Origin of the sequence: Paenibacillus durus ATCC 35681, from assembly GCF_000993825.1 — a bacterium.
GTDB classification, from domain to species: domain Bacteria; phylum Bacillota; class Bacilli; order Paenibacillales; family Paenibacillaceae; genus Paenibacillus_AQ; species Paenibacillus_AQ durus_B.
Map to the genome: position 1 here is coordinate 1,478,484 of NZ_CP011114.1, position 12,844 is coordinate 1,491,327.

The following is a 12,844-nucleotide window of genomic DNA, read 5'->3' on the forward strand; positions in this document are numbered from 1 at the left end:
ATCAGGGCTCTGCCGCTCTTTTGAAGGAGACAGCAGGCCCTTTTCTGTCATGTATAGATTACTTCACAATTGTCAGAATCTCATCGATCTCTTTACGGGCAATCATTTTTGGCTGAACGGCGGGGTGTCCAAGCGCAACCGCCATATTGATCTGCCGGTCCCCAGAAATATTTAAATATTCCCGAAGATCCTGTTCGGCAAGCAGCACGGGGCCGGTCATCGGACATGTGCCAAGCCCTTTGGCATGTGCGGCGAGCATCAAATTCTGAATGGACAGGCTGCTGCTCTTGATTCCTTCTTCAGCCCAGATCTCCGGACTGCCGAACTCAAGCGGGTCGAAAATGCGCTCACGGAATTTAGAAGTATATGGGGTCGCCAGGCAAATAATCATCACAGGAGCGCTGCCGAAGGCGGTCGCGTAAGGGCCGAACGACTTCACCATCATCTTGGCTTCCCGCGCTAGTCCGCGTTGTTCCGCCGAAGCCGCGATTTCCTTCAGCCTTTCCCAAGTAAAGGCTTCAATCTCTTTGATTTTGTCACGGTTCATTACGGCGATAAATTCCCAGGTCTGCGAGTTGGTATCGCTGGGAGCAAACCGGGCGCAGTCGATAATATCCCTAATGTCTTCCGGGAGCACATCTTCTTCGCTGAAATCCCTGATGCTGCGGCGGGACTGTGCCAATTGCTTGAATTCGTCAAAAATCATTGCAGTTATGCCCCTTCCAATATTGTTACCAAGTACTAATACCTGGTGCTGATTCTATTATAGCGCAAGTTCTTCCAGGTGAGAAGTATCGCAGGCCGTATAGAGTGCTGGCTGCAATAGGAAGCTTGCCATGGCAGAGCTATATAGATATAAAATTCCGTCCATACCGATCTGTGAATTTGAGCGTCATGTATCTGACAGTAGACGAACAGAGTAATATGAGACGTGAAGTGCCGCTATTTTGCACTGCAAATGGGGATTCCGGAGTGATATTGTTGTTTGTACAAACGTTTGGATCATATTATAATAATTATGATTTGGATAAGGAGACAACAATGTGGAGGCACCGTCATTGAGTGAATTTGAGCAAGGCCGTTCCCTGAGTCCGCGTGGCCCGGTTGGATTGATGAGCAGGGTCTACAAGTACGTGCTGCCTGAGGTGAGAAACTGCCTTAATCAGTGGCGCAAAGATGCGGAAGGGATTCCCGATCCCGAGCTCCGGAAGCAAGCGCTCGCAAGCATTGAAACGAAACAGTTTCATTGTGAAGGCGGAGGTGTTTATGCCGCCGGAAATTTACCGATGAGGCACATTCTCATTCCGCTGATAGTCGCGTACCAGACGATAAGCGATTACTTGGACAACTTGTGCGACCGCAGCACTTCTATGGACCCTGACGACTTCAGGTTGCTGCACCAATCGATGCTGGATGCGATTACACCAGGTGCTGAACCGGTTAATTATTATGCGCTCCGCAGTGAACAGAATGACGGCGGATATCTGCATCGGCTGGTCCGCACTTGTCAGGAAATGATCTCAAGGCTTCCCGGGTACACGGCGGCGGCTTCTGAGATCTATGATCTGGCTGCATTGTATACGGACCTTCAGGTATACAAGCATATCCGTCCGGAAATGAGAGAAGCTGCGCTTAAGGAATGGTGGGAGGAGAACAGAAGCAGGGCGCCGCAATTATATTGGAATGAATTTGCGGCGGCAACTGGATCGACATTAGGTGTCTTTATGCTTTTTCTGGCTTCCTGCGATTCAAGGCTGACCAAGCCGGACGTTTCATTAATCCGATCGGGGTATTTCCCGCATTTGTGCTGCTTGCATATTATGCTGGACTATCTGATCGACCAGGATGAAGACCGTGCCGGCGGCGATCTCAATTTCTGCAATTACTATGACAATACGGATATCATGCTGAATCGGATCGCTTCAATCGTGGAGTGGGCACGAAGAGATGTTCGGAACATACCTGAGACTCCCTTGCACCGCATGATCATCGAGGGGCTGCTGGCATTGTATTTATCCGATCCGAAAGTAAGCGAACAGCGGGAGGTTCGCTCAGTGTCGAGACGGCTGATGAAGAGAAGTCCGCTTACCAGACTATTCTTCTTTGTCAACAGCCGATGGATACGCAAGCATTTGTATTAGCATTCTAAGGAGGAAACCATTCGTATGGCAGATGTAAAAAAAATTGCAGTATTGACAAGCGGCGGGGATTCGCAAGGGATGAACGCCGCCGTGCGCGCCGTCGTGCGCAGCGCCATTTATTACGGTGTTGATGTATTCGGTATTCAGCGCGGATATCATGGGCTATTAAACCGGGATATCTTCCCGATGACGATTCGCAGCGTCGGCGACATTATTCAGCGCGGGGGCACAATTCTTCAATCCGCCCGCTGTCTGGAATTCCTGCAGCCGGAAGGCCAGCAAAAAGGCGCCGATATCTTGCGTGAGTACGGCATCGACGGACTTGTCGTCATCGGCGGTGACGGATCTTACAACGGGGCGAACAAATTGAGCAAGCTCGGCATTAAGACGATGGGGCTTCCAGGAACGATTGACAATGATATTTCCTTTACCGATTACACTATCGGTTTCGATACCGCTGTCAGCGTTGTTGTGGATGCCATTAACAAGCTGCGGGATACGATGTCTTCCCATGAACGTTCTTCCGTCGTTGAAGTTATGGGGCGGCACTGCGGCGACATCGCCTTGCATGCTGGACTGGCTTCCGGTGCAGAAACGATCCTCGTCCCCGAAATACCTTTCGATCTGGACGAAGTTGCAGACCGGATGAAGGAAAACTTCGCCAGAGGCAAGCAGCATAGTATTATTATCGTAGCTGAAGGCGTAGGCAAAGGCGAAGACATCGCTCATGCGCTTAAGGACCGGCATGCTTCGATCGATGCGCGCGTAACGGTACTGGGACATATCCAGCGCGGCGGCAGCCCGACTCCGGCAGACCGTAACCTGGCAAGCCGTTTGGGTGACTTTGCCGTGCGCAAATTGATCGAGGGTGAATCGGGCAAAGCCTGCGGCATCATTAATGGCGAGCTTACTCTTACCGATATCGATCTTGTCGTCAACACCAAGAAAGAATTCGATCTGGACACGTATAATCTGGCTTTGCGTCTGTCCCAGTAAGATTGCAGCTCGTATATATCAGTACAGGCCCTGCGCAAATCAGCGTGGGGTTTTTTGTTGCGCGAAATATCGTTTCCGGGCTAACCGTAATCTGTCTAACCGTAATCTGTACCGCCATTGACCGGACGCCCGAGCCAGCGATCAGATCCGAAGCTAATATGCAAAAAGCCGCACCTCTCAGCAGATTGATCTACCGAAGGAGCGGCCTTTCTGAATGCTTAATTAGGAGTGCTGCTGTTTCTTTCGCCGCTGATTTCCTTAGTTTTCCGTCTGCGTTCCGGAATATTGCGCCGCAAATCGGTGCTGGACCTTAAAGAGCCGGCTAAGCAGCAGCACCGCCCCGATAGCCAGACCCGTGATGAGCCCGATCCAGTAGCCGTACGCACCTAAATCTGTATGTTCGGCAAGAACATAGCCGGTGGGGAGTCCGATAATCCAGTAGGCGACGAAGCAGATGATAAAGGCTGGGTTTACGTCTTTATATCCGCGTAGAACGCCTTGGGTCGGCGTCGCAATGGCATCGGAGATCTGGAAAAAGATCGCATAGATTAGAAAATGCTTGATCAACGCGATAACTTTCGGATCGGTAGAATATAAGCCAGCCACATGGCTGCCGGCAAAGAGCAGCACGAGAGCGGTGACCAGCGACATAGAGGCGGCCGAGCCAATGCCGAGCAGGCTGTACTGGCGGGCATCCTTCAACCTTCCCGAACCGGCCTCGAAGCCGACGAGAATGGTAAGACTCATGCAGATGCTGAGCGGAATCATGTACAGCATAGAGGCAAAGTTGATCGCCGCCTGATGAGCGGCAATCGTCATCGTGTCGAACCGGCTCATCAGCAGTGTAACCGTGGAGAAGACCGCTGTCTCAAAAAAGATGGAGAAGCCAATCGGCACGCCAATCAAGAGCTGCTCCTTAATGGCCGCTGGCGAGAGTGCGTGAAATTTACGGAGTATCCCTAGATTTTTAAAAGGCTCTGCCAGAAATATAAACAGAAGCGCCACACCAAAAATGACCCAGTACGTGATGGCGGAAGCAACACCTGCACCGACCCCGCCCATACGGGGAAAGCCCCAGTGGCCAAAGATTAACAGATAATTTAATCCGACATTTACAGGCAGGGCGATTAGAGTAATGAACATTGACACCCGGGTTTGTCCGGTTGCATCAATACAGCTGCGCAGCACGGTGTACCCGAACAGAGGAATGACTCCGAAGGATAGGGCGCCCAGAAAGCGAAAAGCGATGCTCCGTACGGAAGGCTCAAGGTCCATAAAACTCAGAACCGGTCCCAAAGCGAGCGCTCCAAGCACCAGTACGAGAAGTGATACGATAAGCGACAGCCAGATGCCCTGCATGACTTTGTAAGCGACTTCGCCATCGCGCCGTTTTCCTAACAGCTGCGAAACGATAGGGGTAAGGCCGATTAAGATACCGCTCAGTCCAGTTTGGATGGGAATCCACAGGCTGGTTCCGATCGCGACCCCGGCGAGATCGGCGGTACCAAATCTGCCCGACATGTTCGTATCGAAAAAAGCGATTGCGGACAAGGCGATTTGAGTAATGAGGATGGGGAAAAGAATATGGAAAAACTGGATTATTTTTTGGCCGAATGATGTTGTTGGTTTCATGAAAATATGCCTCGTTATCTTTAAGTTTGCAAATCTGGAGAAAAACAAGCACAGGCCGCTGTAAGGCCGGCTCCAGCAAAGAACCCGGCACCTGCGCCGGGTCTCTGATCAAAAATATAAGAATAATTTAGATGGTTTAATCATTGCAGTATTCGTTATTTTTCGTAGTCGACGTCCGGTGAATACCGATTGCTCGCATTCCATAACAGGAATTCGTTAACATTCTGTTCTTTCATTGCGCGGATCTGATCTTCCACCTGCTGCTTGCCGTATTTGATATAATGACCGCTGCCAAGCCAACTGGCTGTGAAGTCTTGAATCCAGGGCCTTATAATCGGCTTGTAGCTGCCTAGCGGATTCAATTTCTTGTGGGTATCCACCATTGAGCCTTTGATGGTCGCGTAAGGGTTCTTATCCGGGTCCTTGACGTTGAACCAGCCGACCGAATAATGGCTTGGGTAAACCATGGGACTAATGACATCCACGTTCTTGGAAATTTTCACAAAATCCTGACCAATTCCTTCTGCGGCCGGAACCGAGGCGGCATAACCGAAAATATCAACGGATACCCTTACGCCGAGCGGATTTAGCTCCTGCTTCGCATACTTGACGAAGTCCGAAACGATTTGAACCCGGCTTTTTCCTGCGACCTTGGTGTATTTCAGCGAGTCCGCCCGTTTTTCAAATCCTTCGGGGAAGCGGACGTAATCGAACTGGATCTCTTTGAAGCCGAGCTTAACCGCTTCTTTGGCGATTTCTACATTGTATTTCCATACATTTTCGTTGTAGGGATTGACGAAGCTGTCTCCGCCTTTGTTGTGCCATACGGAACCGTTACTCTTCACGAACGACAATTGCGGGTTCTTCTTGGCAAGCACGGAATCCTTGAAGACAACGATCCGGGCGATCGGATAGACATTATGCTTCTTAAGCCGTTCCATCAATTTGTTGATATCGCCGATAAAAGGCTGGGGTTTGCCCATCTGCTGCAGCTCGGCGTTATCCGTCTTGTAGGTGATGTAACCGGCGTCGTCCTTGATGTCGATAACCATCGCGTTCAGTTCCGTCTTGTCGATCAAATTTAGCAGCGTATCCATCCGCGAGCCGCCAGCACTGTACGCAGTGACGTATATTCCTTTGACTTTGGGAGCGTCCGGCTGAGGATCGGGCAGGGGGGCGCCATCAAGGGCTCTGGTTGCATCCGGCGAGGCGGAAGGTGCAGGAGTTGAAGCAGCGCCTCCTGGTTTCGAATCCGCCCAGCCTCCAGGTGCACTTGGCGGGGCTGTTTGATTTACGGCAACTGTATAAGTGACGGATTGAAGTACGGAAGTAGCGTCAGCTTGCGATTGCCCATGCTGAACGCCCACGCTTCCCAGGGCCATCATCAATATAGCCCAAGTGATGTTCATTTTTCTCTCTCCTCTTTTATGTACGTTGGTATAAATTATAATAAGAATGGTAACGAATAAAAAGAACAGGTTTGTAACAATAATGAATGATTTGTCAATCTTCTGCCGATCGTAAGATTATAAAAAAAGTAAATGCCGCCTGAACCGGATATTAAGCTGGTCCAAGCGGCAACCTTAAAACTCGTGTTTCCTTCATTGAAGATACGCAGAATCCTGATGCTCGCAAATGCTGTACTGAATGATGTCCATCGCATCAGCAGAGTCCAGAATGCTCAGCCCGTCCCGCAGAACGATCATGGAATCGAGTTCGTCCTGCTTGAGAAACGGCATCATATCTGGATACCACTTCATGACGATTTCTGACAATTTCACCGTTTCCATTTCCACAGTAATCACCCTTTCCTTTTTCGAATGTTGCTGAACTTAAATTCAGGTTTCACCCAGAAAAACGACAAGTGCCTGGAAAAGAGGGCAGAGCAGAATCATCAAGAGCATGTATTGACTTCTAACGCATCATTAATATATCACAATTTTTAAGCATGTGCACCATTTAACAAGTTACCTTTTGCGGAACGATCCCATAATACCAACCGTTTCCAAAATATTGACAAAAGCTTGCGGATCGCTCTGTTTGATGATTCGCTTGAGCTCCGCCAACTCGTAACGGGTCGTCACTGTCATTAGCATGTCCTTTTCCGTATGGGAGTAAGCGCCCTCGGTCTTGATCTTGGTTACGCCTCTCTGGAGTTCAAGCAGGTGCTGCAGCATTTCGTCCGTGCGGTTCGTAATAATTAATACGGTAACTTTAATATGGCTAACGTGGATCAGATCAACCACCCGGCCGGTTACGTACATGGAGGCCATTGAAGCCAGAGTAATGTTCCAGTTATTCTCTAGATAACCTGCGGCCAGAATAACTAGCGCATTCAGGGAAACGAGTACGTTGCCAATGGGAAAGTCCCTATGGCGGCTGATGATTGAGCCCAGAATATCGAAGCCTCCGGACGAACCGCCGACGCGGAACGAAATTCCGCTGCCGACCCCGACGAGCACTCCGCCGAATACGGAGGCCAACAGCATATCGGAGACAAGCGGCTTTACGGGAATGATTTCAATCAACCAGGCTGCTGCGGCAACCGACGCAATGCTAAGCACGATAAAACGCCGGCCAAGCTGAAACCATCCGGCAACCAGCAGAGGAATGTTGAAGAGAAGATACAGCAAACTGACATTGAGCGGAGTAAAATAGCTTGCCAGCATGGACAGACCGGACACGCCGCCGCTCAGCAGCCGATGAGGTATAAGGAACAGATTGAAGCCGGCGGCAATCAGTCCGGAGCCGAAGATTACGGCCAGAAGGCTGAAGCAATATCTAAGCAAGCAAAAATCACCTTCCGAAATAATGGGATGTAAGTAAGAATGCAAACGATGTAAGTACAAATGAAAGGAATACGCTGGTATTCCTCTTTGGATTTGTGATATAATGTATAGGATATTCTTGAGTAGAGCGTTACAATGAACTTTTTGCATTGTTTCGAATGTGAAGCTACTGTTGTTCGGGCCTATTAGAGCACCTGATGAAAGGACGGCCCGCCGTCCCCTTACGCGAAACCATGCAGAGTTTCCGGCATGATTGGACAGCCTATAAATGTTTGCCGCTACTTAAGAATACAGACAAGCATGTGGAATGTCCACTGTATAGAAGGAGCATGAATAATTTGAAGACATTTGCAGAATTTGACTTGGACCCGAAAGTGTTGCAAGCCATCACAGAACTGGGATTCGAGGAAGCAACTCCGATTCAATCCCAGTCCATCCCGATCGCTATGACAGGAAGTGACTTGATCGGACAAGCCCAGACCGGTACCGGGAAGACGGCAGCATTCGGTATTCCGCTTATCACCAAGATTCCACGCGAGGAAGAAAAAATCGTAGCGCTGATCATGACGCCGACCCGTGAACTTGCCATTCAGGTAGCGGAAGAAATCGGCAAGCTTAGCCGCTTCAAGGGAATCCGATCCCTGCCAATCTATGGCGGTCAGGACATCGGCCGCCAAATCCGCGGTCTGAAGAAGAAACCGCAGATCATTATCGGTACGCCGGGACGTCTGCTTGACCACATTAACCGCAAGACGATCCGTCTGGACGACGTGCAGACCGTCGTACTGGATGAAGCGGACGAAATGCTGGATATGGGCTTCATGGACGATATCCAGTCCATCCTGAAGCTCGTTCCTGAAGAACGGCAGACTATGCTGTTCTCGGCAACGATGCCTCCGAACATCCAGCGTCTTGCCCAGCAGTTCCTTAAGAACCCAGAGCATGTCTCCGTCATTCCGAAGCAGGTTAGCGCGCCGCTGATCGATCAGGCGTACATTGAAGTCCCGGAACGCCAGAAGTTCGAAGCGCTGAGCCGTTTGATCGATATGGAATCTCCGGAACTTGCGATCGTATTCGGACGGACGAAGCGCCGGGTTGATGAGTTGTCCGAAGCGCTCCAAAAGCGCGGCTACTCCGCAGATGGTCTGCACGGCGACCTGTCTCAGAACCAGCGCGATGCTGTAATGCGTAAATTCCGCGACGGAAGCATCGATGTACTGGTTGCGACCGACGTGGCGGCTCGCGGACTCGACGTTTCCGGGGTAACGCATGTCATTAACTTTGACCTGCCGCAGGACCCGGAAAGCTATGTTCACCGAATTGGACGTACCGGACGCGCAGGCAAGGAAGGCGCTGCCGTATCGTTTGTGACTCCTCGCGAAATCGACCATCTGCGTCTTATTGAGCGTGTGACTCGTCACCGGATTGCCCGCAAGCCGCTGCCTACGATGGCTGAGGCGATTGAAGGCAAACAGCGCGTTACCGCCGAGCGGCTGATGGATACGATGGAGAATGGAGAACTGAACGAGTACAAGGGTATTGCGATCCAACTGCTTGAGCAGTATGATTCCGTTCGTCTGCTGTCCGCAGCGATGCAGCTGCTTACCGGGGAGAAGAAGGATTCCGAAATCCAACTGACACCGGAAGAACCGATCCGCGTGAAACGCCGTGGCGGTAAGAATGATATCCGCAGCGGGCGTAAGCCTAGCGGCTATAGCGGCAACCGCGGCGGCTATGGCGGCGGAGGAGGATACCGGGGCAACCGCGAAGGCGGCAGCCGTGGCGGTTATAACAGCGGCGGCAGCGGCGGCAGCGGCGGCGGATACAAAGGCAGCCGTGAAGGTTCGAGCTATCGCGGCGGAGAACGCAAATTCCAGCGTCCGGCCGACGGTGAGCGCCGCACGCCGAAGCGTGAGGACTCTTTCGATATTTAAGCTCGGCGGGCGGTTGACAAGCCCAGAGCAGCATAGAAGACGGTGCGCATCATGTGCGCGCCGTCTTCTTTTTTTACCTCTACATAACCAAGGGTAGAGCGCCGCCCAAACTTACATGACTTAAGCTATGGAAATGCCGTGGTGAAATAAGGTATAGTTAAGCTATGCAGTAGCGAAGAGACAGGAGGAAGGAAAGTGGAGTTTAAAGGCGCAATGGGCGGTTTATACCGTATCACGGAGTGGATTTCACGCATAGCGTTCAGCAATGTGCTGTGGACCTTATGCTCATCTCCGTTTTTGTTTTTTATCGTAATGAAATTCATGCTGATGGCGACGGGCCAGGGGGGAGCCAACGAGCAGGTCGTCTTGAACTGGGGCCTTGCCATCACGGCTCCGTTTACCGTTTTTCCGGCAACGTCGGCGCTGTTCACGGTGGTTCGCAAGTGGGTAATGGGCAATACAGATGTAAGCACATTCAAGACTTTTTTTCTAGGGTATAAGGAAAATTACCTGAAGAGCATGCTTGGTGGCCTGATCTATACGCTCTTGTTCGTCGTGATGTACTTTGATGTGACGATTTATATGACACAAATGGCCGATTTTAAGATTGTCGGTATTTTGATGCTTGTTCTGATGATTGTCCTTATGGTGTCGATGTTCAACTTTTTTTCGGCGGTCGTTCACTATCAGATGACTTTCAAGCAAGTGATGACCAACTCCATACTGCTGACCATTGCCCGTCCAATCCGGGTGTTTACAACTCTCGTGGCCGGTCTTGTGCTCGCTTACATCGGTTTGAGATATCCTGCACTCTATTTTGTGTGTATTCCAACGCTGATCGCCATGGTTGCTTTCTTTAATTTCTACGCTACCTATAACAAATTGCAGCTTCAGGCGGAAACGAGAAAGCGTCAGGAAGAAGAAGCTCTAGAGGCTGAGCGCAGCGTGGGCAACAAAGGATCGGAAGAAATTTCAGAGAAAGTCAACCTTTCCAAAGAGACGCCGGACGAGGAGCAGCCCCGCCTTTAATTCAGCGTTTCCTGCTGGAGACTGTTAACCATATATAAAAAGAAAAACCGTCTCATGTAAAATAAAGCGCATACAAGGTTTACTTTTTCGCTAGAACGCAATATAATAAGGCTAAATCCTGCGATGTACGTTATCGGCTGCTCGTTGTTTTGAACCAATGATAATGTCTTGGGAGATCTACATGAAGCGCAGCTGAAAGGCCCTGTCTATATGACAAGGGGACTTCAAAACCGCAACTGCGATCACCCACCTGCTATTGCAGGTTCAGAAGACACTGTAGCCGGACGGCATAGGCGGGTTTTCTTTTATCGCGTACGAAGGCGCCCAAGTATCCTTAGCGGGAGACTGGGCGCCTTCTTGTGTGCCGAAATGCAGACTGCAGCGGGATTAATAAGCATTTTACTTTTGTTCCTGGGACAAGAGTGATACACTTAAATAAGTGAACTTGGGATATGAGGGGGAAGTCAGTTGTCTTTAAAAAGAACCTTGGTCGGCTTGTTTCGCAGCCATGAAGGAACGAGCGACCGCGCCAAAGAACCCGCTTTAAAAACGCGCTATTACAACCTCACCAAAGAAAAGGGATGGGAGGAAGTGTCCTCCACATTAAAGAAAATTCCAGGCTTTAGAGTACTTCATGAAGTTCAATCCGTAGGAGAGATTACGCTGGAGAAAAAGACGGCATTCGGCCGAACGCTGGATATTACCGTTTCCGTGCTTAATACGTCACCAACGCGGTGTGCGGTCGACGTCTATTCGGCATCCCGGGGCTCGCTTGGCGATTTGGGCTCGAACTACCGGGTTATTCAACGCCTCTACGAGACGCTGGACAAGAAGATCGGTAAATATAAGCTCGATTAAATCCTGCTGCGCCGCTTAGCGAAGGAAAGCGAGTATTGTATGCGCTTATATTATGGAAGAAACAAATTTACCCATCTGGGCCAAGATGGAAAATGGCTTGTTTTGGCTTGCAAAAAAGCGGGAGAAGGTGTGCCTTCTTCCGCTTTTTAAACATAAAAGTGTAAGTACGCTGTTACAACAAGCTCTTGACTGCGCTAATAGCGGCTTCGTAGTTCGGATGCTCCGCCATTTCGCCTAGATATTCCACGTACGTGATCTTGTCATCTTTATCAATGACAAAGATAGAGCGCATATCCAGCTTGAATTCCTTGATCAGCACGCCGTAGGCCTCGCCGAAGGCATTCGTTTTGTAGTCCGAGAGTGTAATGACACGGTCGATTCCTGCGGCGCCGCACCAGCGGGCCTGAGCGAACGGAAGATCGGCACTGACGGTCAGAATAACGACCTCATCGCCAAGCTCGGCAGCTTCACTGTTGAATCGGCGGGTTTGCGCGTCGCAGACGCCGGTATCAAGCGAAGGAACTACGCTGATGAGCTTTACTTTTCCGCTGAAATCTTTCAAGGTAGCTTCTTCGAGCAGATTTTTGCTGAGAATAAAATCGGGAGCCGGGTCGCCGGCGTTCAGCTTCGGTCCTATAAGAGTGATCGGATTTCCCTTAAAAGTGGCTGCGCCTGTTCTTTCTTGCGTCACTGATTATTCCTCCTTGGACTAACAAAATTGGCTTGTTGCTGCCATAATAAATTATAATCTTTTTAATGAGACCCTGTCCAACCTGGGACGTATATAGAACAAGAAAGGGAGAGAAGGGTGGCGCCATGATATTCATCCGTTATGAAAACTGGAAAAGTTATCTTAAATTTTATCCTGTTACAAGCCTCATCATTTTAGCAAATATCGTTATGTTTATGGTGCTGACGCTGAACGGGGGCTCGACGAATCCGGAGACTCTGCTGCGCTTTGGCGCACTCGCGGACGCCGGACCGGAAAGAACAGAGTTGTGGCGGTATGTTGCATCGATCTTTCTGCATAACGGGTTTACGCACCTGTTGTTCAACTGCTTTGCGCTGCTTGTATTTGCCCCGCCGCTGGAACGGCTTATGGGCTGGTGGCGTTATGTGCTGCTGTATGTGTTAGGCGGGGTGGTCGGCAATATTTTGTCCAATGGAGCATGGGGAGGCGGCACGGAGGAAGTGATAACGGTCTCGGTTGGCGCCTCAGGGGCGATATTTGCCGTCTATGGCGCGTTCTTGTATATCGCCCTGTTCCAGCGCACTGTGATGGATGAAGGTTCGCGCAGGACGCTCTATGGCCTGCTGACGATGGGGATTATTATGTCCTTCGTTACGCCAAATGTGAACTGGACCGCCCATATTGGCGGTTTAATCGGCGGCTTCTTCCTATATGGCCTCATTATTCGGGTGCTGCCCCGCAGGCGGCCGCGAGGATGAGAACGATCCGGTTAGA

The 12,844-nt window shown here is 50.4% G+C and carries 11 protein-coding genes, 1 other RNA gene and 1 pseudogene; 7 read left to right on the forward strand and 6 right to left on the reverse strand.

The annotated features are described in order from the left end of the window. Nucleotides 1-58: 58 nt before the first annotated feature. Nucleotides 59-739 (reverse strand): annotated as a pseudogene (locus VK70_RS06630) (nitroreductase family protein); the annotation flags it as partial. A gap of 319 nt (nt 740-1,058) precedes the next feature. Here VK70_RS06630 and VK70_RS06635 point away from each other — a divergent pair. Then, a complete protein-coding gene (locus VK70_RS06635; protein ID WP_025698201.1) occupies nt 1,059-2,141 on the forward strand; it encodes a tetraprenyl-beta-curcumene synthase family protein in 1,083 nt (360 codons plus the stop codon). Between the two features lie 24 nt (nt 2,142-2,165). Beyond that, nucleotides 2,166-3,137 (forward strand): 6-phosphofructokinase, encoded by a 972-nt coding sequence (gene pfkA, locus VK70_RS06640; RefSeq protein ID WP_025698199.1) that lies wholly within the window; start codon nt 2,166-2,168, stop codon nt 3,135-3,137. Between the two features lie 258 nt (nt 3,138-3,395). Here pfkA and VK70_RS06645 read toward each other — a convergent pair whose 3' ends face one another. The 4 genes from VK70_RS06645 to VK70_RS06660 all read right to left on the reverse strand — a co-directional run bounded on the left by VK70_RS06645 (nt 3,396) and on the right by VK70_RS06660 (nt 7,558). Beyond that, a complete protein-coding gene (locus VK70_RS06645) occupies nt 3,396-4,769 on the reverse strand; it encodes an MATE family efflux transporter (RefSeq protein ID WP_046723026.1) in 1,374 nt (457 codons plus the stop codon). Between the two features lie 155 nt (nt 4,770-4,924). Continuing rightward, nucleotides 4,925-6,178, reverse strand: coding sequence for a putative glycoside hydrolase (locus VK70_RS06650; protein ID WP_025696898.1), 1,254 nt, complete (start codon nt 6,176-6,178; stop codon nt 4,925-4,927). Between the two features lie 192 nt (nt 6,179-6,370). Next, complete coding sequence (locus tag VK70_RS06655) at nt 6,371-6,559, reverse strand: hypothetical protein (RefSeq protein WP_175491940.1); 189 nt, start codon at nt 6,557-6,559, stop codon at nt 6,371-6,373. A 177-nt stretch (nt 6,560-6,736) separates the two neighbouring features. After that, complete coding sequence (locus VK70_RS06660) at nt 6,737-7,558, reverse strand: YitT family protein (protein ID WP_025696896.1); 822 nt, start codon at nt 7,556-7,558, stop codon at nt 6,737-6,739. Between the two features lie 338 nt (nt 7,559-7,896). Here VK70_RS06660 and VK70_RS06665 point away from each other — a divergent pair, with 338 nt between their 5' ends. From VK70_RS06665 to VK70_RS06675, 4 genes are all read left to right on the forward strand, one after another. Continuing rightward, on the forward strand, nt 7,897-9,492 hold the full coding sequence (locus VK70_RS06665; protein WP_046723028.1) for a degradosome RNA helicase CshA: 1,596 nt from the start codon (nt 7,897-7,899) through the stop codon (nt 9,490-9,492). A gap of 195 nt (nt 9,493-9,687) precedes the next feature. Beyond that, entirely contained in the window at nt 9,688-10,521 is an 834-nt protein-coding gene (locus VK70_RS06670) for a YesL family protein (RefSeq protein ID WP_025700173.1), read from the forward strand. A gap of 112 nt (nt 10,522-10,633) precedes the next feature. Next, a non-coding RNA gene (gene ssrS / locus VK70_RS27065) (6S RNA) lies at nt 10,634-10,825 on the forward strand. 164 nt (nt 10,826-10,989) lie between these two features. Next, nucleotides 10,990-11,379 carry a DUF1499 domain-containing protein gene (locus tag VK70_RS06675; protein ID WP_025691737.1) on the forward strand — a complete coding sequence of 130 codons (390 nt, stop codon included), beginning with the start codon at nt 10,990-10,992 and terminating at the stop codon, nt 11,377-11,379. 172 nt (nt 11,380-11,551) lie between these two features. Here the strand turns inward: VK70_RS06675 and tpx are convergent, their stop codons facing one another. Next, complete coding sequence (tpx, locus tag VK70_RS06680) at nt 11,552-12,070, reverse strand: thiol peroxidase (RefSeq protein ID WP_025700171.1); 519 nt, start codon at nt 12,068-12,070, stop codon at nt 11,552-11,554. A gap of 125 nt (nt 12,071-12,195) precedes the next feature. On the opposite strand from tpx, the gene VK70_RS06685 reads away from it, so the two are divergent. After that, nucleotides 12,196-12,828 (forward strand): rhomboid family intramembrane serine protease, encoded by a 633-nt coding sequence (locus VK70_RS06685; protein WP_025700169.1) that lies wholly within the window; start codon nt 12,196-12,198, stop codon nt 12,826-12,828. Nucleotides 12,829-12,844: the final 16 nt, after the last annotated feature.

What these genes read in the sequence shown, in the direction of transcription:
- pfkA (WP_025698199.1), top strand. Translation starts at nt 2,166, where the DNA reads ATGGCAGATGTAAAAAAAATTGCAGTATTGACAAGCGGCGGGGATTCG.
- VK70_RS06645 (WP_046723026.1), bottom strand. Translation starts at nt 4,769, where the DNA reads ATGAAACCAACAACATCATTCGGCCAAAAAATAATCCAGTTTTTCCAT.
- VK70_RS06650 (WP_025696898.1), bottom strand. Translation starts at nt 6,178, where the DNA reads ATGAACATCACTTGGGCTATATTGATGATGGCCCTGGGAAGCGTGGGC.
- VK70_RS06655 (WP_175491940.1), bottom strand. Translation starts at nt 6,559, where the DNA reads ATGGAAACGGTGAAATTGTCAGAAATCGTCATGAAGTGGTATCCAGAT.
- VK70_RS06685 (WP_025700169.1), top strand. Translation starts at nt 12,196, where the DNA reads ATGATATTCATCCGTTATGAAAACTGGAAAAGTTATCTTAAATTTTAT.